Raw genomic sequence first — 24290 nt, forward strand, 5'->3', positions numbered from 1 at the left:
CGGTGCGGCCCATGTACGGCCGGTTCGCCGAGGCGTATGCCAGACACTCCGAGGACAGTCCGGCCAACGCCTACTACGACCGGTCGGCCGTCCTCGAACTCGCCGGGGACGTCGCGGGCAAGCGAGTGCTCGAACTCGGCAGCGCCGCCGGAGCGCTGACCGAACAGCTCGTCTACCGCGGCGCCCACGTGCTCGGCCTGGACCGGGAACCGGAGATGGTCCGGCTCGCCCGGCTCAGGCTGGGACAGCGCGCCCGCTTCGAGGTCGCCGACCTCGCCGAGCCGCTGACCACGGTGCCGACCGGCAGCATCGACCTCGTCGTGGCCTCCCTCGTCCTGCACTATCTGGCGGACTGGGCACCCGTGCTCGCGGAACTGCACCGATGCCTCGTGCCCGGCGGTGCGCTGGTGCTCTCGGTGCACCACCCGGCGGCGGACTGGCAGTGGGCGGGCCGACCGGTCTACCTGGACACCACGCTCGTGACCGAGACCTGGCACCTCGGCGACCAACCGGTGGAGGTCTCGTTCTACCGCCGACCCTTGTCGCAGATCTTCCGCCTTCTGCGGCAGGCCGGATTCACCATCGAACAACTCGAAGAGCCGCGACCACTGCCCGCACTCGAAGCCGCGAACCCGAAGGCGTACAAGACCCTCAGCTCCGAGCCGGTGTTCCTGCTGGTCCGCGCCGTGGCCGCACGATAGTGCCGCGACGGCGCCGACGATCCGGCTGCGCAAGCCCCTCAGCCGGCAGGTCGTGTCCGATCAGGCGGTGGCCGATCCACTAGCTTGACCAGATGCCCGACTTCTCCTGGCTGGGGCCGCCGATCGACGCCCGCCCGTTGTTCACCCCGGAACGCGCCCGGCTGCTGGAACTCCTGCGCTCCCTGGAACGCGCCGACTGGCGCGAGGAGAGCGTCCCGGGCTGGACGATCCGCGACCTGGCGGCACACGTCCTCGGTGACGACTACGGCCGGATCTCCCGCGACCGCGATCACCACGCGGACGGCCACCGCTCGCACCCGGCGAACCCCTCGAAGCCTTCATCCACCGCACCAACCAGGAATGGGTGGACGCCGCCGCGCGCATCAGCCCGGCGGCACTGATCGAGACGCTCGAGATGACCGGCAGCGCGATCAGCGCGCTGTGGGAACACAGCGACCCCGAGGGCCGCAGCCTCGGCGTGTCCTGGGCAGGCGCCGACCCGGCGCCCCTGTGGCTGGACTGCGCACGAGACCTCACCGAGTACTGGACGCATCGCCAGCAGGTCAGGCACGCCGTGGGCCGGCCCACCGACCACGACCCGCGATTGCTCGCACCGGTCCTGGACACGTTCATGCGCGCCCTCCCGCACACCATGCGGGCCGCGCCCGCACAAGCGGCGACCCAGGTCCAGGTGGTGGTCGACGGCCCAGCCGGCGGCACCTGGGCCGTGACCTGCGCCCGCCTCGGCTGGTCCCTGGCGCCCGACCCGGCGGGCGACCCCGCGGCGGTCGTCCACCTCGACGCCGAGACGGCATGGCTGCTGTGCACGCGCGGCATCGAGCCGGAAGCGGCCATCGGGCGCAGCCGCCTCGAAGGCGACCGGCAGCTCGCCGAAGCCGCCTGCCAGATCCTGTCGATCATCCGATGAGGCGAACCTCCTGACCACGAGCGAAGAAGTCGTCCGCCCGTAGCCGCTCGGAGAGCGGCTGCACCGCCGCACCCGGCCACCGCGAAGGCAGCCGACCATGGTTGCGGTACGTGTTGGCTGCGACGAGCCCGCCCCTCACGCCCCAGCAAACTCACCAGTCCTGGCGAACCTGGCTCACCGCACCAAAGGCCGCTCCACAAACGGCCGCACCACCGCGGCGCGCGGGTCGGGTCCGGACTCGGTCAGGGGTTCGACCGCTGGGCGGCGACCTCCGGCGAGACCGCCTGGAGGTTCCCGCGTTCGTCCGGCAGGCACACCGCGGTCGGGTCTTCGGTGGCCAGGAACGCGCGAAGGCACCGGGCGAACTGTGCGTGACCGGTCGCGTTGGCGTGGAAAGACTCCTGCATCGCGTGCGGTGCGCGCAGCTCGTCCTTCAACGACGGCCAGTCCACGGTCAGCCTGGTGAACCACTCCTCCTCGGGCGTCTTGTTGCCACCCGTGCACGCCTCGTGGCCGCGCCCGGCCTGCGAGAGGTCGAGGAACCGCGCGCCGACCTGCTGCGCGACGTCGTGCAAGCCGTCCGACAGCTGCTGCACCCCGGTGTCGCGGATCCAGGCGAGGTCGGGCGTCAGGAACGGGCAGCCCGAGAGGTTCTGCAGTTCCGGCGCGACCTCCGGGCCGACCGGCGAGGCGTAGGACTGCACCACCAGCGAGTAGCTGCCCGGGGTGTAGCCAGCGCTGTCCATAGCGGCGCGGATGTCGCCGAGGGCAGCGTGCACCTTGGGCTTCATGCGCTCCACGCGCTTGGGCCACTCCGCACGCATCTGCTCGGCGCACCCGACGGCCGAACGGCTCGCCCACGCCTCGACGCAGCGGTTCACGACATCGCTGAAGCCAGGATCGTCGTTGGCTCCGACCTGCACGATGACGTCGGTGACGCGGTAGCGGTGCGCGAGCTCGGCCAGCTGGCGCGCCTGGGAGGTTTCCAGGCGGCCCGACTCCGGGTTCGCCCCCACGACGTCGGTGCGGGCCCCCGAACAGGCGAGGTTGATGGGCGTCACGTCCGCTGGGAGGCGCAGCTGGTGCACCGGAGCGGCGGGGGAGCGGTGGCACCAGTTGTCGTTCTCGCCGTTGGTCCCGGCCTCGTAGTTGCCGCCGCCCTCGCCCGAGAGCGTGCTGTCGCCCATGGTGACCACCGCCGCCGGCAGGCGTTCCGGCTGTTGCGGCAGGTCCGGCAAGTACCGGTCGCTGACGAGGACGGCGAGCACCAGCACGCCGACGACCAGCAGCAGTGTGACCAGCTTCGTAATGTGCGCCCGCATCACCGGGCAGTCTATGGCGCGCGGAGTCGATCAGGTCGCGGGCTGATCGTGGCGCTGCTAACAACGCACGTCCCGCCTTCTTCGGCGGTTGTGGGAGCATTTGGCCGTTCTCGGACGTTGGACAGGTGAAAGCCATCAACCGGAGGTTGCCGACGTCGTGCCGATACTGGTCTTGCTCCTCGTCGCCGCCATCGTCGAGATCAGCGTGCTCGTGGCCATCGGGCAGGTGATCGGCGTGTGGCCCACGCTGGGCCTGCTGGTCGTCGCCGCGGTCCTGGGCTCGTGGCTGGTCCGCCGCGAGGGGCGCAGAACCCTGCGCGAGATCAACGAGGCCGTCCGCGCGAAGCGGCCGCCGACCCGCGAGTTCGCCGACGGGGCGCTCATCGCCGTTGGCGGGATCCTGATCATCCTGCCCGGTTTCGTCAGCGACGTCCTGGGCCTGCTCTGCCTGTTCCCGCCCACCCGTGCGCTGGCCCGTCGCCGCATGCAGCGCGCTGCCGAGCGCCGCTCGCAGCAGATGCAGGACCAGGTGTGGCTGCACACCCAACGCATCCGCCGCGAGCAGACCGCAGCCGGAGGCGGTGCCGCGGCTGGCTTCGGCAGCCGTTCCGGAGCCGACGACGGGGTGATCGACGGCGAGGTGATCTCCGTGACCGAGGACGACGACCCGTCCCACGGGGACGACGGGACCCGGTCGCAGATTCCCGGTGCCCGCGGCGGGACAGGTCCTTCGGGCTCGTCTTCGCAGGCAGCGTCGCCGGACGACAGCAGCGGTCGGTGAGCCGGTCGGCGTGACGCCGACCGCCAGGCCACTGCGGGTAAGCTCGCCGGAACGATCGTGGTCGGCACGCGACCGAACCCACGGCGCACGGCGCACCGCGCTGCTGAACATCCGCGACACGGAAACTACAGGGACATGTCCGACACCACCTTGCTGCTCGGCGGCCGGATCCATTCGCCCGCCGGCCCCGACGTCACCGCGATGGCTGTGATCGACGGAACCGTCGCGTGGGTCGGCAGCGACCAGGTCGGCCGAGCCCTGCATCCCGACGCCGAGGTCGTCGACCTCGGAGGCGCGTTCGTCACCCCCGCCTTCGTCGACGCGCACGTGCACGCGACCTCCACCGGCCTGCTGCTCAACGGGCTCGACCTCACCGGCTGCGCGTCGCTGACCGAGTTCCTGCACGCGCTGCGCGACCACGTCGAGGAGCATCCCGGCTCGCTGGTGTGGGGGCACGGCTGGGACGAGACGTGGTGGCCGGAACGCCGCCCGCCGACCCGCTCGGAGATCGACTCCGCCGCCGCGGGCGCGGCCGTCTACCTCTCCCGCATCGACGTCCACTCCGCGCTCGTCTCCAGCGCTCTGGTCGAACGCGCGCCGCTGGCCCGCGGTGCCGAGGGCTGGAGCCAGGAGGGGCCGCTCACCCGCGTCGCCCACCACCACGCGAGGAGCGCGGCGCGCGAGTCGCTGAGCTCGGCGCAGCGACGCGAGGCGCAGCTGGAGTTCCTGCGCGACGTGGCGTCCAAAGGCGTGGCGTGCGTGCACGAATGCGCGGGGCCGGACATCTCCGGTGCCGACGACCTCGCGGACCTGCTCGACGTCGCGGCCAAGGGCGGCCTGCCCGAGGTCGTGGGCTACTGGGGAGAACTCGGTGCCCTCGAGCGCGCACGGGAACTCGGAGTGCGCGGTCTGGGCGGTGACCTGTTCGTCGACGGCGCCATCGGTTCCCGCACCGCGGCGCTGCACGAGCCCTACACCGACGACCCGTCGACGTCGGGTGTGCTGTACCTCGACGCGCAGGCCGTCGCCGAGCACCTCGTCGAATGCACCCGCAACGGCCTGCAGGCCGGGTTCCACGTCATAGGGGACGCCGGTGTCGCCGAGGTGGCGGAAGGCTTCCGCCGGGCCGCGGAGACCGTCGGCGTCCCGGCGCTGGCCGGGGCGCGCCACCGCCTGGAGCACCTCGAGATGATCGACGCCGAGCAGGCAGCGGAACTGGGCCGTTACGGGGTTGCGGCGTCGGTGCAGCCGGCGTTCGACGCCGCGTGGGGCGGAACTGAGGACATGTACGCGCGGCGCCTCGGAACCGCGCGCGGGACGCGGCTGAACCCCTTCTCGCAACTGGCCGCCAGCGGCGTGCTGCTCGCGTTCGGTTCCGACGCCCCGGTCACACCGGTTGACCCGTGGCGTTCCGTCCAGGCCGCGGTCAACCACCGCACCGAGGGCTTCGGCATCTCGCCGCGAGCGGCCTTCACCGCCCACACCAAGGGCGGCTGGCGGGCCGCCGGGGTGGACGATGGTGTGACGGGGACCCTCGTGCCCGGTGCCCCGGCCACCTACGCCGTGTGGGATGCCGGGGAACTGGTCGTGGCGGCGCCGGACTCGCGTGTGCAGCGCTGGTCGACGGATCCGCGTGCGGGCGTGCCGGGACTGCCCGACCTCAGCTCGGGCGCCAGGCTTCCGCGCTGCCTGCGCACCGTGCTCCGCGGCGAGACGATCTACGTCCGCCAGAGCGATGACGACGAGAGCCACGACCACTGAACCGTCCTTCGTGGACGGTTGCTGTCGCTCGTGGACGGTGGCGCGGTCCGGTGGACGACCGCGAACTCGCATGCGTGCCATTCCTGTTCGGGCTTCGCGGGTACGGTGGGAGTCGGGTGTCCATTGCGGACGGGACGTGGGGAACTGGTTCGATCCGGTGCTCATGTGATCGAGTATCCGCGTTCGAACGAGCGTTCGCCGTCGCTTGATGGAGTGAACTCCTGTGGCCGGCGCGAAGGCCGAGGTTTGGAGAAATGGTACCAACTTCGCGCTTCTGGTCGTAAACTGTTCACATGAGCAGCTCCGAGGGCGGTGGGGAGCGGCCGCCCGCCATCCGGGCGTCGGACGCCGAACGCGACCAGGTCGCGAAGCGGCTGACCGAGGCGGTGGGCGAGGGCCGGCTCGCGCTGGCCGAGTTCACCCAGCGGGTTGACGCGGCGTACGCGGCCGCGACGCGCGCCGAGCTCGAAGCCCTGACCGCAGACCTCCCGGCCGAGCGGGGCGACCAGGACCAGGGCGGGGAGCCGGAGCACAAGCGCCGGTGGAAGCTCGCCATCATGGGCGGCTCGGACTACGAGGGCCGCTGGCGGGTGCCGCGCCGGGTCGGGGTCTTCGCGCTGATGGGCGGCTCCAAGGTCGACCTGCGGGAGGCCGTGCTGCCCGGCGGGGAGGTCGAGATCACCCTGGTCTCCATCATGGGCGGCAGCGACGTCATCGTGCCGCGCGGCGTGCGCGTCGTCGTCGAAGCGACCGACTTCCTCGGGGGCAACAAGGTCAAGGTGGACGAGGACGCCGAGCTGCCCGACGCCCCGTTGGTGCGCATCCGCACCTACTCGTTCATGGGCGGAAACGACGTGCGCCACCCCAAGCTGAAGCTGAGCCGTCGCGACCGCTGAGCAACCGATCCTCCGGCCCGGTCAGCGGCTCGGCGTACATTTGTTGGGGCGCGCCGGCGGCGCGCCTGGCTTCTGATGTACGCACGTCCTGGTCGCCGACCGGGGCCCATGGCCGAGAAGGTTGATCAGGTGGCAGTCCCCACGCTGAGTCCGCAGCGTCGTGAGCGCCGTGGAGGCGGCAGCCCGGGTGGGCGGCTGCCGGGCCGTGCTGTGTGGGGACGGATGCTCCTGGCCGTGGCGGCGGGGTTCGCGCTGTACGCGGTCAGCCCACCGCACGACGTCTGGTGGCTGGCGCCGGTCGCGTTCGCGGGCTTCGCGCTGGTCGTGCTGGGCAGGCGGGCTCGGGCGGGCTTCGGTTACGGCCTGCTGTTCGGCTTCGCGTTCATGCTCCCGCTGCTGGGGTGGTTGCAGGACTTCCTGAGTGCCCAGTTCGGACCGTGGCCGTGGCTGGGCGTGGCGGCAGTCGAGGCACTGTTCTTCGGTCTCGCCGGGGCCGGGATGGCCCGGGTGAGCAGGCTCGCGGCCGCTCCGGTGTGGATGGCAGCGGTGTTCGTGGTCGCCGAGTCGCTGCGCTCGAGCGTGCCGTTCGGCGGGTTCCCCTGGGGGCGTCTGGCATTCACCCAGGCCACCGGAGCCCTGCTCCCGCTGGCGTCGCTGGGCGGCGCCGTATTCGTCACCTTCGCGGTCGCGCTTATAGGTGCGGCGGTCGCGCAGTTCGTCGCAAGGCTGCGCGAGCGCAGCGGTCTGGTGGCGCCGGTGGCCACGGCGCTCGTTCCTGTGCTCGCGGGGCTCGCGGCACTGCCGACGATCGGCACGGAGCCCGATGCGGGGACTGCGAGGGTCGCCGTCATCCAGGGCAACGCGCCCGACATCGGGCTCGACCTGCTCTACGAGGACGACGTCCTGCACGACAACCACATGCGTGCCGCGGACCGCTTCGCCGACGACGTCCGGGCCGGCCGGGTACCGCGTCCGGACCTCGTCGTGCTGCCCGAACAGGTCGGTTCGTGGGGGCCCGCGAAGTACGACCCCGAGCTGAGCAGGATCGCCGCCGAAATCGGCGTGCCGATGCTCGTCGGCGGCCTGGGAGTCGACGAGGACGGGCAGCTGCGCAACAAGATCGTGCAGTGGGACCCGGTGACCGGCCCGGGCGGCGAGTACCACAAGCAGCACCTGGTGCCCTTCGCCGAGACGATCCCGATGCGTCCGGTCGCCCGGCTGGTGAGCCCGTTCGTCGACCGCTTCGAGCGCGACATGGTGCCCGGCCGGCGACCCGGCGTGCTCGACGCAGGACCGGCCAGGGTGGGGCTGGGAATGTGCTACGACGTCGCCTACGACGACGTGTTCACCGGTGCCACCCGGGAAGGCGCGACGCTGCTGGCGGTGCCGACCAACAACGCCTGGTACGGCCACTCGGAGATGAGCTACCAGCAGCTGGCGATGTCGCGGTTGCGCGCGGTCGAGCACGGTCGCGCGGTCGTGGTGGCCGCGACCAGCGGCGTGAGCGCGATCGTGCGTCCCGACGGCACGGTCGCGCAGCAGACCGGGCAGTTCGTCGCGCAGAACGTCGTGGGCGAGGTGCCGCTGCGCTCGAGCGGCACACCGGCGACCTGGCTCGGCAACGCCCCGCTGTGGGTGTTGGTGGCCCTGGGGGTGGGAGCGCTCGCCTTCACCCTGCGGAGGCGTTCCCGGGACGTGTGAGGGCCATCGAAGCGCCCGAGAAGGTATTCGACGTACTGCCGACGTGACCCGGCGTCGGCAAGGAGGAATGGATGGCGAAGCGGCAAGACCCCCTCGACGGCCCGGCGGGGAGTCCAGGCTCGGCGGTGGTGGTGATCCCCACCTACAACGAGCGGGACAACCTGGGCCCCATCGTGGACCGGTTGCTGACCGCGCTGCCGCAGGTGCACGTGCTGGTCGTCGACGACGGCAGCCCGGACGGGACGGGCGAGGTCGCCGACCGGCTCGCCGCGGCCGACGAACGGGTGCACGTGATGCACCGGACTCAGAAGGCGGGTCTTGGCGCCGCCTACGTCGCAGGTTTCGAGTGGGCGCTGCAGCGTGACTACGAGGCCGTCATCGAGATGGACGCCGACGGTTCGCACTCCCCGGAGGAGCTGCCCCGGCTGTTCGCGGTGCTGGCCGCCGGCGCCGACGTGGTGATCGGTTCCCGCTACGTGCCGGGTGGGCGCGTGGTCAACTGGCCCTGGCACCGCGAGGCGCTGTCGCGGGGCGCGAACCTCTACTCCAAGCTCGCCCTGGGGCTCTCGATCAACGACATCACCGCCGGCTACCGCGTGTACCGCCGCGAGGTACTGGAGAAGCTCGACCTTCGCGGCGTGGAGTCGGCGGGCTATTGCTTCCAGGTGGACCTGACCTGGCGCGCGGTGAAGGCGGGCTGCACGGTGGTGGAGGCCCCGATCACCTTCATCGAGCGCGAGGTCGGCGAGTCGAAGATGAGCGGCTCGGTCGTGCGCGAGGCGTTGCTGCGCGTGACCGAGTGGGGAGTTCGCCGACGGGGCGGTCAGGCTCTGGACCTGCTGCGGCGGACCCTGCGCTGAACGCGGAAAAGCGCCTGGGCGCCCCGACGGGGCCCAGGCGCCGACAGTGCGGTGCTCTCGCTCAGGCGGAGTGGCTGCGGCGGCCGCGCAGCATCTCGAGCCGCTCGTTGAGCAGCTCCTCCAGTTCGGGGATGCTGCGCCGCTCGAGCAGCATGTCCCAGTGGGTGCGCGGCGGCTTGGCCTTCTTCTGCTCCGGCTCGCTGCCGTCGACGATCTTCGACTCGGTGCCGTGCAGACGGCACTCCCAGGTGGGCGGGATTTCGGCGTCGTCGGAGAACGGCACCTCGAACTCGTGGTCCTTGGTGCAGGCGTAGCGCACCGTCCGGCGCGGTGCGAGGTCGTGGTTACGGTCGGTCTCGTAGCTGACCGCTCCGAGCCGGCTGCCACGCAGAACGCGATCGGCCATGACGGTTCCTTTCACTTCGGCCCGGAGGGAGCCCGGGCGGTTGTGCTCACCGAGTGCAACGACGGCGGTCCCGTCATCTGTTCCCGGCGTAGGTCTTCTGGTCGCCGTCGGTGACGTTCTTCACCCGTCAACGAAGGCCGCACCCCTAGAGATGCAGTCGGTCCGCGTTCGTGACGCGTTATCCCCCTGACAATCTATAGGTGCGTTCGAACGGGTGATAGTGCCAGATGAAGAGTCACTCAAGCCACGCGAGGTGGGGGTCGGGGCGGGAGAGTGGGACGGAGATCACGACACCCGCCTGTGGCCTTGACGCGCAAATTGATAACGGAATGTAGCCGCATTGGATTCCAGCCTGTCACGACGCTGTGTACCGGCATATTCCGTTCCCGGGGCCACCCCGACTGACGCCGTCACTGGCTTGGAGCAATGCACTATCGATTCCATAGTGCGACCGAATGGTTACCGTAAGTACACAACGAAGTGCTCACAGCACGGCCGGCGGCCGGTTGCCGACCGCTTCGATCGCCCGCCGCACCGGAACCAGTGCGATCAGGACCAGGCCGATGGCGAAGAACACCACGAGCGAGATGATCGCCAGCCGGAACGACCCGGTCGCCTGCCCCACGCCGGCGAACAGCAGCGGGCCCAGCCACGAGGTCGAACGCTCGCCGACCTCGTAGAGCGAGAAGTACTCGGCCTCCTTGCCCTCCGGGACCATCTGGCTGAACAGCGAACGCGACAACGCGTTGGTGCCGCCGAGCACCAGGCCGATCCCGACCGCCAGGCCGTAGAACTGCAGCGCCTGTCCGGCCTGCACGAAGTACGCGGCGCCGAGCACCAGGACCCAGCACACCAGGCTCACCATGATCGTCTTCTTGGCCCCGAACCGGCGTGCCGCCCTGCCGTGCAGCACGCCGCCGACGAACGCGATGAACTGCACGATCAGCAGCGTGGTGATCAGCGAGTCCTGCGGGAGTTTCAGCTCCAGGCTCCCGTACTGCGCCGAGACGTTGGCCACTGTGGCGATGCCGTCGGTGTAGATCATGTAGGCGCCGAGGAAGCCGAGGGTGAGCGGGAAGTGCCGCGCCCCCTTCACTGTCGAGGCGAGCTGCTTGAAGCCGGCTGTGACCACTGAAGCACCACGCTCGGCGCCCTCCGGCCGGCGGTGCCGCCGCAGCGCCGCCAGCGGCAGCAGCGTGAACGCCGCCCACCAGACTCCGGAGGAGACGAACACCAGGCGCACCGCGGTCTCGGTGCTGAGCCCGATCGCGTCGTGGCCGAGGTAGAGCATCAGGTGCAGTCCGAGCGCGAGACCGCCACCCAGGTAGCCGAACGCCCATCCGCGCGAGGAGAGCTGGTCACGCTCGTCGGCGTCGGCGATCTCGGGCAGGAACGAGTAGTAGACGACGACCGACGCCCCGAAGCAGATGTTGGCGGCGATGAACATCGCAACGCCGAACTGCCAGTTGCTTCCTGCGACCAGCGAGAGCAGCGCGGTGGCCAGGGCGCCGCCGAAGGCGAACGTCGCGAGCATCGCGCGCTTGTTCTGGGTCCGGTCGGCGATCGCGCCGGTTATGGGCAGGACCAGCACCTGCACCACCGTCGCCACCGACAGGAGGTAGCCCCAGAGCGAGCCCGCCGGGAAGGACAGCCCCAGCAACGAGATGTCGCACCGCTGCAGGGCGTTGTCACCGGGGCAGGCGTTGACGCCGTTGCGCGCGATGTCGGCGCGGGCGGCCTCGGTGGCCACGGAAGTCAGGTACAGCGAGAGGAAGACCGTCGTCACCGAGGTCGGGAACACCGAGTTGGCCCAGTCGTACCAGCACCAACCGCGCTGTTCCCGGCGCCGTCGCGCGGCGTCCGGTGCGAGCTCGCTGCCCATCACGCTCATCCGTTCGGTCCCTCCAGCCCGTGCTCACCTGTTCGGGGGGTAACCGGACTGTACTGGCTCACTCAGAACGGAGAAGGATCACGCGCTGACATTGCGTATTTCCACTCAAGCGGGTCCGGAGTCGGAGAGCCGGTCCTCGACCTCCGCCGGGAACTGCCCCCGCACCCGCAACACGTCGCGCAGCACGTCCGGCCGGTCGGTGACCACGCCGTCCACGCCGATGTCGAGCAGCGCTCCCATGGTCGCCGCGTCGTCAACGGTCCAGGTGTGCACCTCGAAGCCCCACTTGTGCGCGGCGCGGACGAAACGCGAGTCCACCACGTGCACCCGGCCGTGGTGCGGCGGCACCTGGGCCGCGCAGCCGTTGATCCGCGGACGCATCGGCCAGCCGCCCCAGCGGGAGGCGACCCAGAGGAAAGTCGCGGCGCGCTGGCCCATCGAGGTCAGCAGCCGGTCGTCGGCGCCGCGACGCAGGGCGTCGAGCCGCCGGTCGTCGAACGCGGCCAGGCAGACCCGGTCCCACGCGTCGTGCGCGCGGATCGCGTCGATGACGGGCTGCACCGCGGAGTCGGCCTTGACGTCGATGTTGAAGAAGGTGTGCGGCAGCTCCTCCAGCACGTCGTCGAGCCTGCTCACCGGTTCACGTCCGCCGATCAGCGCTGACCCGACCGCCGACCACGGCAGGCGCCGGATCGCGCCGCGACCGTCGGTGGTGCGGTCCAACGTGGCGTCGTGGTGCACGACCACCACACCGTCGGCGGTGGCGTGCACGTCGGTCTCGATGTAGTGGAAGCCCTCCTCGGCGGCACGCTGGAACGCGCTGAGCGAGTTCTCCATGTCGTGCAGTTCCCCGACGTGCCATCCGCGGTGGGCGAAGGCCCGCGGCCATGGTCCTTGAAGGAAAGGGTGCGTCACGGCACCCACTGTGCCGGATCGGCGTGGCGGCACCGCGCTCGCGGGGGTGCCGGTTAGCGTTAGCGGCCGTGGAGCCCCTGCACGAGACCGCACGTCCGCGCGCGATCCGACACTGCGCCTGGTGCGGGCGGCGCATACCGGAGGCGGGCAGGCAAGGCCGTCCGAGGATGTACTGCGCCCAGTCGTGCAGGCAGCGCGCCTACGAGCGCCGGACCGCCGTGCAGCGCGGTGGCCTGCCGGAGGACGCGGTCGTGCTGTCGGCCGCGGAGCTGGCCAACCTGCAGGACCGCCTGTTCCAGCTGCGGTGCGCAGCCGAGGACGTCGTGACCGCGGCCGAGGACGGAGCCTCGGCGGAGGAACTGCGCAAGATGGCCGCGCAGGTCGTGGACGTGGCCGTTGAGCTGGAAAGACTCCGGTGAGAGTGGTCACGTCGTCGATTTGAGATCGAACCGAGCATTGTCACCTCCCGGTCCCGGGGTAAGGATGTACGCCCGAGCCCGTCCCCGACCGGCCTGAGGAATCGATGTCGTGCGCCTGAACCCTGCGGCCCGAGGACTGCGCCGCGCCGAACTGATCACCGCCGACCCGCTCGCCTCGATGACGTTCCACGAGGCACTGCTGGGTTGGGTGCCGATGCAGACCGAGACCGGGTTCGACTGCTGGATAGGCAACCGCAGGTGCGCGTCGGTGCGCGGCAGGAAGGCGGGGGAGGCGACCGAGGTCCGGGTCGTGTTCGCCGGGGGCCGTCACGACGGGTCGCTGACCGGCCCGGACGACGCGAGCGCGGGGATGACCAGAGGCCGTGCGCAGCACGGCCCCTGGGCTCCCGGACCGCGACTGGGCGAGCCGTGCTGGGTCGAGCTGTTCGCGGCCGAGGCCGAGCGCGCGGACGGGTTCTGGACCGAAACGTTGAACTGGACGGTCTCGGACGCGGTCTACGCCGTCGGTGGCCGCGCGGTCGCCGGACGGACCGGACACCAGGTCGACGGCCGGTGGGGCTGGCTGTGCTACTTCGCGGTCGACGACATCGACGTGGCGGGAAACCGGGTGCTCGAGCTCGGCGGCACCGTCGTCGACTGGGCGCGGCACCCGCTGCTCGGTGACACGGTCGTGTTCCGCGACCCGGTGGGCGTGGTGAGCGCCCTGGCCGGCGCCGGTGAGCGGTGGGGCGGTCAGCACTCGGGGGAGGAGAGCTCGCCGAGCACGCGGTGAGTGCGGTTCGCGCGCACCGACAGCCGCTGCTCCCGCGCGGTCACGTCGATGTAGGTCTGACTGGAGTTGATCGAGGCATGGCCGAGCAGCTTGGCGATCTCCGCGGCACTGGCCCCGTCCTCGGCCAGCCGGGTGGCGAAGGTGTGCCGCAACGCGTGGACCATCGCGCCACGCTGGACCCGGTCGGACATTCCAGCCGCGCGGAGAGACTGGCGCACCAGGTACTGCAGCCCACCGCGCCGCAACGGCTCCTCGCGATGGTCGACGAACAGCGGGTCCGATCCGGGCAGGCGTTCACCGAAACGCGCCCGGCGCGTCTCCAGGTAGTTCTGGATCACGGAATCGAGGGCGTCCTCGATCGGGATGGAGCGGTTCTTGCCGCCCTTGCCGCGCACGTGGAGCCTGCGGTCGCCCGCGCGACCGGCCAGCGATCCCACCTTCAGGTCGAGCAGTTCCGCTGAGCGCACACCCGTGCACAGCAGCGTGGCGAGCACCGCGAGATCGCGTTCCGGCCAGGGGTTGCGGGCGCGACGCACGCCCGCCGACACCGTGCGCAGCAGGCGTTCGGGCGTGTCTTCGCCTTGCAGCGGCTTCGGAGTGGCCGGCGCGGTACGGGGCTTGGGGATCACCTGCATCGGGTTGCCGCCCACGACGCCCTCCACGACCAGGAAGCCGAAGAAGCCGTTCCACGTCGACCACGTGCGGGTGACCGACGACGCCGAGCGCGCCGCGGCGTGCCGGGCGAAGGCCGAACGCAGCACCGACGTCGTCAGCTCGTCGACCGGCAGCTCGGCGGTGCCGCGGCCGGTGAGCTCGGCCAGCTCACCGGCCACGGCCGTCAGGTCGAGGCGGTAGGCACGCAGGGAGTTCGCGGCGAGCTTCCTGGCCTGCAGGTGCTCCAGGTACACCTCGATCCAGTGCGCAAGCGACGCGTCTTCCTGCCGTGGCACAGCCGCACCTCCCGTTGATCAACTCCGCGGGCCGATCGAACCAGACGGCCCCGACAGATCGAACGGGCGACCGGCGTGCGCGCCGAGCCGCGAGCCGCTCAGGAGTTGCGGATGAAGCGGTCCAGCACACGGGTGCCGAAGCGCAGCGACTCCACCGGCACGCGCTCGTCCACACCGTGGAACAGCGCGGCGAAGTCGAGGTCGGCGGGCAGCTTCAGCGGGACGAAGCCGAAGCAGTTCATGCCGAGCCTGCTGAACGACTTGGCGTCGGTGCCACCGGACATCATGTACGGCAGCGTCCGCGCGCCCGGGTCCTCGGCGATCAGCGCGGCGGTCATGTTGTTGACGATGCGGCCTTCGAACTTCGTCTCGACCGGCGGCAGCCCCACCCACTCGCGCTCCACGTCCGGACCGAGCAGTTCGGCGAGCTCGCGGTCGAAGGCCTCCTCGCGGCCCGGCAGGATCCGGCAGTCCACGGCGGCCTCGGCCACCGAGGGGATCACGTTGTGCTTGTAACCCGCGGTGAGCATCGTCGGGTTCGCGGTGTCGCGCAGCGTGGCACCCACGATCCGGGAGAGGTTGCCGAGCTTGGCGACCGAACCGTCGATGTCGTCGTCGGGGAAGTCCCAGCCGGTCAGCTCGGTGACGCCGTCGAGGAACTCGCGGACCGAGTCGGTGAGCACCAGCGGGAACCGGTGCTGGCCGAGCTTGGAGACGGCGGTGGAAAGCTTGGTAACCGCGTTGTCGTCGTGGACCATCGAGCCGTGGCCGGCGCGGGCGCGCACCCGCAGCTTCAGCCACCGGATGCCCTTCTCGGCGGTCTGGACCAGATAGGTGCGCACGCCGTCCTTGAGCGTGACGGAGAAGCCGCCGACCTCGCTGATCGCCTCGGTGCAGCCCTCGAACAGCTCCGGGCGGTGGTCGGCCAGCCACTGCGCGCCGTGGAAGCTGCCGGCCTCCTCGTCGGCGAGGAACGCGAAGACGATGTCGCGAGGCGGAGTGATCCCGTCCCGTTTGAGCCTGCGGGCCACCGCCAGGCTCATGGCGAGCATGTCCTTCATGTCGACCGCGCCGCGGCCCCACACGTAGCCGTCCTGCACCGCGCCCGAGAACGGGTGCACCGACCACTCCGCGGGGTCGGCGGGCACGACGTCGAGGTGGCCGTGCACGAGCAGCCCACCGCGGCCGCTGTCGGCGCCGGGGAGCCGGGCGATGACGTTGCCCCGGCCGGGGTGGTCGCCCGACTCGACGTAGGTCGTCTCGTAGCCGACCTCGCTGAGCTTGGCCGCCACGTACTCGGCGGCGGCGCGCTCACCGACCAGCGTGGCGGGGTCTCCGGTGTTGGTCGTGTCGATGCGGATGAGATCGCTGGCGAGGCTGACGACCTCGTCCTCGGCCTGCCTGAGCCCTGGGTCGTCGCCGCTGCCGGAAGTGGGATCGATGTGCTCACTCACCAGGCTTTTCTACCACCCGGGTGGCGCAGAGGGGGGTGGGTTGGGAGGCCGCTGAGCGATCGGCTAATCTTATGTACACAACACAGCGGGGCCGCCCGGAAGTGAAGGGCGGGCCCGAGGCGTCCGAGTGGCGGAATGGCAGACGCGCTAGCTTGAGGTGCTAGTGCCCTATTAATGGGCGTGGGGGTTCAAGTCCCCCCTCGGACACTCAATTACCCCACGGGGCTTCGGAGCGCGCTCCCGCGCGTTCGCTCTGTGAAGGTCAGCGACAGCTGAGTTCCATGGCCGGGTTCCATTGGCGTGGCGGTATCGATGGTCCAGACCGGGCCGCTGTACTTGATCACTTGGTCGTGTGATCGAAGATGGTCAGCCAGGGTGGTGGGCTCTGCGGCAGGGTTCGCGAGTCGGTTTCGGAGACCTTCGAGTAGGTGGTCTTCTCGGACGTAGACGTTCTTCGGGGCTCCTGGTGGGCGGGTGCGTGCGCTGGTGTGACCGTGGCGGCAGCGGTAGCCGGCTCGGTGGTGGGCCCAGTGTGAGTACATTCGTCGCTGACATACTCCGCAGATCACCAGCCCGGCCAGCAGGTAGGTTCTGGTGCTGCCGTCGTGAGTCTTGCGAGCCGCTCGTGTGCCCTGTACCGCGACGAACGTCGTATCGTCGACGAGCGCGGGATGGGCGTTGGGCTTCGATACCGCCCAGCCGTCAACGTCGGTCCACGGGACGGCGCCGAGATCATCCGCCGTGTGGGTGCGGTCTGCGTTGGTGATGGTGCTGTGGCGGTTCCATACCTGTCGTCCGGTGTAGCGGGGGTTTTCGAGGATGCCCACCACTGTTCGCACGATCCATGCCGTCCCCGGTCGGTGTGGGTTCCGTGCACGGTCGGCGCCTGCGGGGCAGGGCACGCCACGTTCGTTCAGTTCTCGCGCGATGCTGGCCACGCTGCGTTTGCTGGCCCGCTGCTGGAAGATCCACCGTACCCAGGGTGCTGTGGCGGGGTCGGGTTCCAGCCGGTGCATCCGGCGGCCCCACCGGGCATGCGCGGGGTTGGGGTGGACGCCGGCATCGAGCAGCCGATACCCGTATGGTGGTCGCCCGCCCAGAAACCGGCCCTGGCCGCGGGTTTGTGCCTGCATCGCCGATATGACGCGGTGTCGTGCCCGGATCACTTCCCGTTGCGACTGTGCTCCCAGCATCAGCATCAACGCTTGATGCGCCGGATCGTCCAGGTCCACGGGACCACCCGCTTCCGGTAGCCACAGCTGCACCCCATGCTCCCGCAGAGCGGTCACCACGGTGTGGAACTGAGTGCCGTAGAAGGCACGCTCGTATTCGCCGATCACCACGGCATCGAAACCGCGGTCAGGACTTGAGGCGTCCTCCAGCAGGGCTGCGGCGGAAGGGCGTTCGGGCCAGGGCAGTCGGCGGGAGCAGCCCTGGTCGAAGTACTCGGCCACGATCACACCGCGCCCTTCGATCGTCTCCGTGGCGACGTCGCGCTGCCATCGCGACGAGGTCTCGCGGTCTTGGAACTCTGTGGTCGACATCCGGCCGTAGAACGCGAACCGCAACCCCGGCGGTTGGCATCCAGCCCCTCCCCGTCGTGGTCTACGACGACGTCGTGCGACCGCACGTCTGATCAGGTCTTGGTCGTCGAGCCCGGCCACACTGCACCTCACATCGGAGATCGTGACGTTGTCGGAATTGGAACGCAGGCGCTCGGGCTCTATGACGCCGCGCCAATTAGACGCAACCCGAATGGCCGTATGAACGACGGGCGAGCACGTCGGGGTGTCTGATGTGAGGTCTGAGTTAAGGGTGATGTGGTCACCGTAGGCCGGCCCATCGCGGCGAACACGTCACTCCTCGATCTCCGCTCCTTTGCCGGGCCCGACACGCTTTCCGTGTCCTGTGACGCTAGCTATATCCGTGCTGGCGACTGGTCGCCGGGCTGGCGCAGCGTGAGCTGGGACGGGCAGCCGTAGAGCGGCACATCGACTTGAGGGCCGATCATGCCGCGCCGCCGGTGCTCACTGTGATGATGTCGCCGCGTCTGGCTGATACCTCAGTCCTCAGGTGGTCGCAACTCAAGCGATCGGTGTCCCGATCCTTCCGCACGATGCCCTCCAACTTGCGCCGCCACCACCCGCGGTTGCTCCTCGGCAGGTTGGCGTGTTCCGGCACGAGTGCCAGTAGCAGCCATCCACCAAGATCGCCTGAATCTCAACGCTCTGTCGCACGAGCCGGGCCGCACCACATCACCGTGGGCCAACCGAGATCGTCAACCCCGCGTCACTCGTTGCGCGGAAGCGCGCGTGTGATCGAAAACGTAGCGTTGTACGTCGGTGTCGATCACGGAGTACCGAGTTCAGTCCGCGTAGTGGGCCCATAGGGGGAATGGTGTTGAAGTCGGCAGAAGAGGTGCTGGGGGATCTCGCGCAACGCTCGAACGTCTCCCTCCACTCGGATTCCGGGCTGGTTGGCGCCGTGGCCACCGCCGCAGCAGAGGACGATGAGGAGCGTGCGAAGAAGCAGGCTGAGGAGAAAGGCACGAAGGACGAGGACGGCGTCCTGCGGCGGAAGCCCGAACTCCAGCCCATACCCGTGCGAGGAGACGGGTCCGTTCAGTTGACGTCGTGGGACGTGCTGCATGTGCTTGGCCGGGCCATTGCGCTGTCGAGACGAGGCGCCGCGCGTGGACTCGCTGAGCACTGGGGCGCGCTGAAGTACAGCCAGGCGCTGACCGGCGATACCGGTTCCTTCATGAAGCTGTCCGCTGAGGGCAAGGTGACGGCGGACTACTACAAGGTCATCCAGTCGAGCGAGCTAGGCGTTGGTTTCGCCCTGGCGTTGGCGCGGCGGGTTCTTGCGCAGCGCCATCCGGACCGCGTCGTCTCGATCGTGCCCGCGGACACGGCGTTGCGCGCCGGCTGGGCTCTGACCAGCAGAGAGAAGGGACCACGGCAGAACTATCGGTACCGCCCGCAGTTCTTTGCCGAGTTGTGGAGGCCGGGAGCGCCTTCGCTGGTGCTCCCGATCGCCTGCAAGGGCAACCACAGCAACGCCGCGTACTCCCACGGCCAACTCGCCTCCGCATCGGCTCACGTGGAGGCGGTGCACATCGGGCCCTGGAACGAGACCCCGGCGCTGGTCTTCAGCACCGAGCTGCCCCTGGAGGGCCATGTCGCCGTGCACGCCCTCTGCGCCGGGGGAAGTGGCGGCTGGTTGGGCAGGGACCACGCCAAGGGTGGTGGTCTGGACGTCAAGCTCAGGGACGAGAACCACTTCCCCCAAATCCAGCTGCCCGCCAACGGTGACGAGGCCCCTGTTTCGGTTCCCGGTTTCCACGTCACGCGGGAGCGGTACGAGTGGTTCGGGCAGGTGCTCGCGCGCACGGCCGCCGCTGGGCTGACGGCCTTCGCCGGCAACGGCCTCGAGGCCACCGCCCAGTATTTGACCGAGCGCCAAGGGCGGAAGCACTTCACCGGCTTCGCGCACGCGGCCACCGGTAGCGTGCAGGATGCGGACCACACTCTCCTCGGCATTCGTTTCATCGGCACCGACCACGTCTTCCGGCTGAACGGGACCCGCGTTGAGGCCTTCTCCGGCGTAGCGAAGGACCTGCTCCACCTTTTGGCTGAAGGACGAGTGGAGCAGTCCCGCCGCGAGATCTACGAGCGCCGCTCCGCTTGGCCCAGCAAGTCCTGGGACGACTTGTGGGACGGCCCGGTGTCGGTGCACCCGGATGGAACCGTGCTCGCCATGCGCCTGCTCCCCTGACGGGACGATTCGATCTGCAGCACCTCGTCGTTCGGGACGTTCTCCGCGACACGGCCGCAAATGGCGCTGGTCCCGTCGGCTGGTTTGGCAACTACCTCGCGAGTGCCGCCTGGACACATCGCGACCGGACGGTCGCGCCCCAAGCACCTGCCGAACTCGCGTTGTGCGCGCTTGATCACTCAGCGAACCAGCTTCAGGTACCGGTTACGCGGCCTGGTGGCCAAGAGCTTTGAGGATATCGGCTGCCCACACCAGCGTGTACGGCAGGACATGGCCGCCGCCCTCGCTCAGTCGAGGTACCGCCCCGATGAATGCAGGAACACTCATCCACCAGTTCGATTCGGATGCGCCTTTTGTGGTGCGCTCGGTTCTGCGGCTACTCCATACGGGCGGCAGCGTGATCAACTTGGACCGCGGGCAGGTCCGATCGTTCTACCCTTTCGATCGATCTTGGACGGTGGAGCGATCGAGAGGACGACATGGCAGAAGGCGCGCGGACCTACCGGCTCGAGGTTCTCGCCGGTGGTGACCCGTTGAGGGAGGAGCGGTGGACGCGGTCGTTGCGCGACGACCTCGTGCAGGTTGACGGGATCGCGGTCGACTTCGTCAGAGACGCTCCCAGCGCACCTGGGAGCAAGGGCGGTGCGCTCGCCGATCTCGCTTTGGCTGTGGCCGCTGTGGCGTCTTCGAAGCCCCTTGCCGGTGTCTTGACCACCGCCATTAACGAATGGTGCAGCAGGGAGCGGCACCGCAAGGTCCGCATCACCCGGGGCGACGCCGAGTTGGAGATCACCGGCAACCCCACCGCCGACCAGCAGCAGCTCGTGCGGGAGTTCATGGAGAAGTTCGAGGACGACGCGTGAACCGACGCGTGCTGCGACGACGCGCACTGCTCATCCACACCGAGACCTACCAGGATGACCGCTACCCAGCGCTGCCGTCGACGCGAGCCGACACCTGGCAGCTCAGGCAGGTCCTCGAGCACCGCAACATCGGAGCCTTCGAGGCCGTCCGCGTGGTCGGCGACCTCACCGCGGACGACATGCACGCCGAAGTTTCGGAGTTCCTCGAGAGCTGCGAGCAGGACGAGCTGGCACTCCTCTACCTGAGCGGCCACGGTGCGCGGACGCTCGAGACGACTGGCGAGTTCTACTTCGTCGCTGCAGACACTGACTACGATCGGCTGGCCGAGACCGGGGTCAGCGCGGGGTTCGTCAACGAGCGGCTCGAGGAATGCTGGGCTCCGCAGAAGGTCGCGATGCTGGACTGCTGCCTCAGCGGCGGTTTCACATTGGGCTTCCGGACCACCGCGCGGGGCACCGCCAAGTCCGCGACGGCGTCTCCCCTGAACAGCCGCGGTGTCTACGTGTTGAGCTCATCCGGGCCACTGGAGGAGTCGTTCTCCGGTGCGAACACACCAGAGGGGCCAGCCCCATCGGTGTTCACCGGAGCAGTGGTCGAGGCGCTGCGGACCGGCAAGGCGGCCAAAGACGGCTCCGGGAACGTATCCGTGGACGACCTCGTCGATCATGTCACCCGGCAGTTGCGCGGTCGGGGCGGGCAGATACCCACCAGGTCGTCGCTGGGGGTCAACGACCGCATCGTGATCGCTTCGTGCCCGGTCGGTGAGGCACCGGTGCTCGCTCCTTCGGCACAGGCGCCGCAGTCGAAACCCCCCACCGGGCCGACTGCTGAGGGCGGCGCCGTCCGGGCTGCCAAGCGCTCGGCCACGTGGAAGGAACTGATCGAGTACTACCGCGCGTGCGTGCTCGATGAATCCTCGGAGATGCCGTACTTGCCTGTGGCCGATCGTGGCCGCAGCTACGCCTGCCTCACCGGCGCTGAGCAGCTCATCTCCGGCGACCTCGATGAGCACGGCACCGCCGAGATTCCCGATGAAGCGGCCGAATTCCTCGAGAGCGTCGACGAGCAGGATGAGCTTTGGGCGGGCTATCCGGCCGTCGTGCTCAACCGGCCGCGCAACGGGAAACCTTGGGCGTCGCCTCGGTTCGCACCGCTACTGATGCGCCGCGTCGAAGTCACTGGAGATGAAGAGGGCGCGGCCCCCCGGTTCCGCCCGTACGGGCCGGTGGTGCCACATCCCGGACTGGCCGAGGACCATCTCGGTTCGGAACAGGCCAGCCACCTCATCGAGACCTACCAGCCGACGTGGCACGCAGGCCAGCACAGCCTCCTGGCCACCGACTCGCGCAACCTGCTCCGGCACGATTTCGAGCTGCCCTGCGTGCAGGAGCTCCGCCCGGACTTCCTTGACGAACGCATCGACACGAACTCACCGGGCGACGGTGCCCGCAACGCCGCAGTCCTCATCCGCGTTCCCCGCACCGGTGGCGCGAGCACGAACTTGCTCAAGGACCTCCAACACATCGCCGACAACCATCACAAGATCGCGGACACCGCGATGGGATGCCTGCTGTCCAGCGCGAACGACGAACGAGCAGTCGAACCCAGCACCGCGATCACCCCACTGCCGGCGAACGAAGCGCAACTGGCCGTGCTCCGTACAGCAATGTCCCAGCGGCTGACAGTAGCCACGGGACCGCCCGGAACGGGCAAGAGCCAGCTCGTGGCCAACGCCGTCGCTACAGCAGTGGCCAACCAGCAGTCGGTGCTCGTCGCCTCCACCAACAACCAAGCTGTGGACGAAGTCTGGCGGCGCTGCGATCGGCTCCTCGGGGACAGCGTGGTGCGCACCGGTTCGTCCTCCGGCGAGGAGGACTACCGGCAGCACGAAGCCGACGCCCTCCAACGCCTGCTGAGGACGAAACCGCCGCACATCAACCTCGCCACAACCCTCGCCAAACACGCGACGAGCAACAAGCAACATGATCGCGTCTATCAAGACCTCGCCCGCAAGGCAGAGGTGGAGAAGCAACTGCTCGTTGCCGCGACCGACAGGGAACGGCACGCAGGACACCTCGGCCACACCACAGGTGAGCTCGCGGATCGCCTCAGTTTTCAGCCGGAGGTGTGGGAAGGCCGGGCCCGACGACTCAGCAACGCATGGTTCCTCGGTGCGTGGCGCCGTGGGCGACTGCTGCGCAAGCTCAGGATCGATTCCGCGCAGGACACCCGGACGGTGTGCCAGCACGTGGCCGAATTCGCCGCGGCGGAGACCCGGTGGCGTCGACTTCGGGACGAAGCGAGTGCCACGCTTGCCGACGACGATCTCGCTGCTTCCCTCAACGCCGTCGACGCGGCCGTCCAGGAAGCGTCCCTCGCGGTGTGGCAGGCGGCCCATGCCAGCGGGGTCGGTGGGGGCACGGCCGCTATCCGCGCCCTCGTGCAGGCGACCGCCGGCAACTCATCTGACTGGGCAGCCCTGCGCGCCGTCCTGCCCCACGTGCGTAGTTGGGCGACGACGAGCCTGTCTGCCCGGCGGTTCCCGACTCATCCGGGGCTGTTCGACCTCGTGATCATCGACGAGGCCAGCCAGTGTTCGATCCCTCAGGTACTGCCGCTGCTGTTCCGAGCACGACGTGCACTGATCATCGGCGACGTCATGCAGCTCGCTCACATCACCACGATCCCCGCGGAACGCGAGGCGCTCATCCGACGCCGCACCGGTGTCAGCTCGACATTCCTGGAAAAGCACAAGCTGTCCTTTCGCCGGCACTCCGCGTTCCACGCCGCCGAGAACTCTTGCGGCGGCAGCCTTCTGCTCGACGAGCACTACCGGTGCCACCCCGACATCGCCGCGGTGTCAAACGAACTTTTCTACGGCGATGCGCTGACCGTGCTCACTGATGTCCGCGGTCGCCCGGCGGTGAACAGGCCGGCCGTGGCTTGGTCCCACGCCGCGGGACGGCCTCAGCGCGCGCCGTCGGGCACCTCGTGGATCAACCACGAGGAGGTCCGCGCCGTAGCGAAGTGCGTCGACTTCCTCCTGACGCACTTACCTGCGAAAGCGACGATCGGTGTCGTGACACCGTTCAAGTCCCAGCAGGCCCTGCTTTCCCGCCAGTTGCGGAATGACGACAGGGTCCGTGTCGGCACCGTGCACACCTTCCAAGGCGGCGAACGCGACGCCGTGGTCTTCTCGCTCGTCGCCGGCGAAGCAATGTCCCCGGGCGCGATCAGCTGGGTGAACCGCCAGCTCAACCTCTGGAACGTCGCCATCACCCGGGCCAGATCACACCTGATCGTGGTCGGGGACAAGGAGTTCTGGCGTCACCGCGGCGGTACCGGTGGAGAACTCGTGCGCGCGGCAGAAGAGGCTGCGGCCAGCGAACGCGGTGCGACCAAGGCACCCGACGCACACGTGCAGCGGCTCTACGACCTCGCCTCGGTAGCTCCAGACACTGAGGCCGAACTGGGAGCCAGCCTCAACGGATATCCCCTCGACGCACTGCTCAAGTACAGCGACGGGACCTCCCGACCGGTGCTGCTCGACCGGAGCAACGGCGAGGATTCGGCACCTGCACGCCACCTCCGCTTGATGCTGCGCCGACGCGACCTGCTGACCCCACCCGACGATGGACCACCCGCCGTCCGCCTACCCGCCTGGATCCTCTACGACCAGCACGCCGCGCTCGCCGAACTCGGGCTCACCAAAGCTGACGTGCCCGAAAGAATGTGAGCCTGGCTGGTTGAATAGTCAAACCGACGATGTCGGTGGTCAAAGCCGCAGTCGCCCGGATGCATGAACCCCGCAGCCACGGATCCGCTGGGAAGCTCGCGACGACCTACACGACCGCTTCCTGCAATTCGCCCC

At 69.4% G+C, this 24290-nt stretch carries 20 protein-coding genes and 1 tRNA gene; 14 read left to right on the forward strand and 7 right to left on the reverse strand.

Annotated elements, in window-relative coordinates; genetic code table 11:
* Positions 1–11: 11 nt before the first annotated feature.
* From SACE_RS11150 to SACE_RS11160, 3 genes are all read left to right on the forward strand, one after another.
* The gene (locus SACE_RS11150; RefSeq protein ID WP_009945819.1) at positions 12–701 is read left to right on the forward strand and encodes a class I SAM-dependent methyltransferase; all 690 of its coding nucleotides are present in this window, start codon (positions 12–14) and stop codon (positions 699–701) included.
* A 92-nt stretch (positions 702–793) separates the two neighbouring features.
* A complete protein-coding gene (locus SACE_RS38660; protein WP_009945818.1) occupies positions 794–1102 on the forward strand; it encodes a maleylpyruvate isomerase N-terminal domain-containing protein in 309 nt (102 codons plus the stop codon).
* On the forward strand, positions 1066–1629 hold the full coding sequence (locus tag SACE_RS11160; protein ID WP_009945817.1) for a hypothetical protein: 564 nt from the start codon (positions 1066–1068) through the stop codon (positions 1627–1629). Before SACE_RS38660 ends, SACE_RS11160 begins: the two co-directional genes overlap by 37 nt.
* Positions 1630–1871: 242 nt before the next feature.
* Here SACE_RS11160 and SACE_RS11165 read toward each other — a convergent pair whose 3' ends face one another.
* Positions 1872–2951, reverse strand: a complete 1080-nt coding sequence (locus tag SACE_RS11165; protein ID WP_011873618.1) for a GDSL-type esterase/lipase family protein — start codon at positions 2949–2951, stop codon at positions 1872–1874.
* A gap of 157 nt (positions 2952–3108) precedes the next feature.
* Here SACE_RS11165 and SACE_RS11170 point away from each other — a divergent pair, with 157 nt between their 5' ends.
* The 5 genes from SACE_RS11170 to SACE_RS11190 all read left to right on the forward strand — a co-directional run bounded on the left by SACE_RS11170 (position 3109) and on the right by SACE_RS11190 (position 8950).
* Positions 3109–3732, forward strand: coding sequence for an FxsA family protein (locus SACE_RS11170; protein WP_009945815.1), 624 nt, complete (start codon positions 3109–3111; stop codon positions 3730–3732).
* Between the two features lie 135 nt (positions 3733–3867).
* The gene (locus SACE_RS11175; protein ID WP_009945814.1) at positions 3868–5493 is read left to right on the forward strand and encodes an amidohydrolase; all 1626 of its coding nucleotides are present in this window, start codon (positions 3868–3870) and stop codon (positions 5491–5493) included.
* 293 nt (positions 5494–5786) lie between these two features.
* Positions 5787–6389 (forward strand): DUF1707 SHOCT-like domain-containing protein, encoded by a 603-nt coding sequence (locus SACE_RS11180; protein WP_009945812.1) that lies wholly within the window; start codon positions 5787–5789, stop codon positions 6387–6389.
* 222 nt (positions 6390–6611) lie between these two features.
* Complete coding sequence (lnt, locus tag SACE_RS11185) at positions 6612–8090, forward strand: apolipoprotein N-acyltransferase (RefSeq protein ID WP_009945810.1); 1479 nt, start codon at positions 6612–6614, stop codon at positions 8088–8090.
* 71 nt (positions 8091–8161) lie between these two features.
* Positions 8162–8950, forward strand: a complete 789-nt coding sequence (locus SACE_RS11190; RefSeq protein ID WP_009945808.1) for a polyprenol monophosphomannose synthase — start codon at positions 8162–8164, stop codon at positions 8948–8950.
* 61 nt (positions 8951–9011) lie between these two features.
* Here SACE_RS11190 and SACE_RS11195 read toward each other — a convergent pair whose 3' ends face one another.
* The 3 genes from SACE_RS11195 to SACE_RS11205 form a co-directional block, all read right to left on the reverse strand.
* The gene (locus SACE_RS11195; protein WP_009945807.1) at positions 9012–9356 is read right to left on the reverse strand and encodes an RNA polymerase-binding protein RbpA; all 345 of its coding nucleotides are present in this window, start codon (positions 9354–9356) and stop codon (positions 9012–9014) included.
* Positions 9357–9840: 484 nt separating this feature from the next.
* Positions 9841–11247 (reverse strand): MFS transporter, encoded by a 1407-nt coding sequence (locus SACE_RS11200; RefSeq protein WP_011873620.1) that lies wholly within the window; start codon positions 11245–11247, stop codon positions 9841–9843.
* 105 nt (positions 11248–11352) lie between these two features.
* Positions 11353–12162: a glycerophosphodiester phosphodiesterase family protein gene (locus SACE_RS11205; protein WP_081468295.1), complete on the reverse strand. Its 810-nt coding sequence runs from the start codon at positions 12160–12162 to the stop codon at positions 11353–11355.
* Positions 12163–12230: 68 nt separating this feature from the next.
* Here SACE_RS11205 and SACE_RS11210 point away from each other — a divergent pair, with 68 nt between their 5' ends.
* Both SACE_RS11210 and SACE_RS11215 read left to right on the forward strand, forming a co-directional pair.
* Entirely contained in the window at positions 12231–12581 is a 351-nt protein-coding gene (locus tag SACE_RS11210) for a hypothetical protein (protein WP_011873621.1), read from the forward strand.
* Positions 12582–12690: 109 nt separating this feature from the next.
* Entirely contained in the window at positions 12691–13374 is a 684-nt protein-coding gene (locus SACE_RS11215; protein WP_009945802.1) for a VOC family protein, read from the forward strand.
* Here SACE_RS11215 and SACE_RS11220 read toward each other — a convergent pair.
* Together SACE_RS11220 and SACE_RS11225 are read right to left on the reverse strand one after the other, a co-directional pair.
* Positions 13335–14324, reverse strand: a complete 990-nt coding sequence (locus SACE_RS11220) for a tyrosine-type recombinase/integrase (protein ID WP_009945801.1) — start codon at positions 14322–14324, stop codon at positions 13335–13337. The two genes, SACE_RS11215 and SACE_RS11220, sit on opposite strands and share 40 nt — an antisense overlap.
* Positions 14325–14422: 98 nt before the next feature.
* Positions 14423–15778 carry a M20/M25/M40 family metallo-hydrolase gene (locus SACE_RS11225; protein WP_009945799.1) on the reverse strand — a complete coding sequence of 452 codons (1356 nt, stop codon included), beginning with the start codon at positions 15776–15778 and terminating at the stop codon, positions 14423–14425.
* A gap of 121 nt (positions 15779–15899) precedes the next feature.
* On the opposite strand from SACE_RS11225, the gene SACE_RS11230 reads away from it, so the two are divergent.
* Positions 15900–15985, forward strand: a tRNA-Leu gene (locus SACE_RS11230).
* A 5-nt stretch (positions 15986–15990) separates the two neighbouring features.
* On the opposite strand, the gene SACE_RS36215 is transcribed toward SACE_RS11230, so the two are convergent.
* Positions 15991–17346 (reverse strand): recombinase family protein, encoded by a 1356-nt coding sequence (locus SACE_RS36215; protein WP_231849972.1) that lies wholly within the window; start codon positions 17344–17346, stop codon positions 15991–15993.
* Positions 17347–18172: 826 nt separating this feature from the next.
* Between SACE_RS36215 and SACE_RS11235 the strand changes: the two genes are divergently transcribed.
* The 3 genes from SACE_RS11235 to SACE_RS11245 all read left to right on the forward strand — a co-directional run bounded on the left by SACE_RS11235 (position 18173) and on the right by SACE_RS11245 (position 24155).
* Entirely contained in the window at positions 18173–19555 is a 1383-nt protein-coding gene (locus SACE_RS11235; protein ID WP_009945797.1) for a hypothetical protein, read from the forward strand.
* A 479-nt stretch (positions 19556–20034) separates the two neighbouring features.
* Positions 20035–20418: an effector-associated constant component EACC1 gene (locus SACE_RS11240; protein ID WP_009945795.1), complete on the forward strand. Its 384-nt coding sequence runs from the start codon at positions 20035–20037 to the stop codon at positions 20416–20418.
* A complete protein-coding gene (locus tag SACE_RS11245; RefSeq protein ID WP_009945794.1) occupies positions 20415–24155 on the forward strand; it encodes a caspase, EACC1-associated type in 3741 nt (1246 codons plus the stop codon). The genes SACE_RS11240 and SACE_RS11245 overlap by 4 nt, the downstream gene beginning before the upstream one ends.
* Positions 24156–24290 lie beyond the last annotated feature (135 nt).

The sequence above is a fragment of the Saccharopolyspora erythraea NRRL 2338 genome, assembly GCF_000062885.1.
Lineage (GTDB): Bacteria > Actinomycetota > Actinomycetes > Mycobacteriales > Pseudonocardiaceae > Saccharopolyspora_D > Saccharopolyspora_D erythraea.

Bases quoted from the DNA above. Each gene is read 5' to 3' on its own strand.
- SACE_RS11150 (WP_009945819.1), top strand. From the start codon at position 12: ATGTACGGCCGGTTCGCCGAGGCGTATGCCAGACACTCCGAGGACAGT.
- SACE_RS38660 (WP_009945818.1), top strand. From the start codon at position 794: ATGCCCGACTTCTCCTGGCTGGGGCCGCCGATCGACGCCCGCCCGTTG.
- SACE_RS11165 (WP_011873618.1), bottom strand. From the start codon at position 2,951: ATGCGGGCGCACATTACGAAGCTGGTCACACTGCTGCTGGTCGTCGGC.
- SACE_RS11200 (WP_011873620.1), bottom strand. From the start codon at position 11,247: ATGAGCGTGATGGGCAGCGAGCTCGCACCGGACGCCGCGCGACGGCGC.
- SACE_RS11240 (WP_009945795.1), top strand. From the start codon at position 20,035: ATGGCAGAAGGCGCGCGGACCTACCGGCTCGAGGTTCTCGCCGGTGGT.
- SACE_RS11190 (WP_009945808.1), top strand. From the start codon at position 8,162: ATGGCGAAGCGGCAAGACCCCCTCGACGGCCCGGCGGGGAGTCCAGGC.
- SACE_RS11175 (WP_009945814.1), top strand. From the start codon at position 3,868: ATGTCCGACACCACCTTGCTGCTCGGCGGCCGGATCCATTCGCCCGCC.
- lnt (WP_009945810.1), top strand. From the start codon at position 6,612: ATGCTCCTGGCCGTGGCGGCGGGGTTCGCGCTGTACGCGGTCAGCCCA.
- SACE_RS11195 (WP_009945807.1), bottom strand. From the start codon at position 9,356: ATGGCCGATCGCGTTCTGCGTGGCAGCCGGCTCGGAGCGGTCAGCTAC.
- SACE_RS11180 (WP_009945812.1), top strand. From the start codon at position 5,787: ATGAGCAGCTCCGAGGGCGGTGGGGAGCGGCCGCCCGCCATCCGGGCG.
- SACE_RS11235 (WP_009945797.1), top strand. From the start codon at position 18,173: ATGGTGTTGAAGTCGGCAGAAGAGGTGCTGGGGGATCTCGCGCAACGC.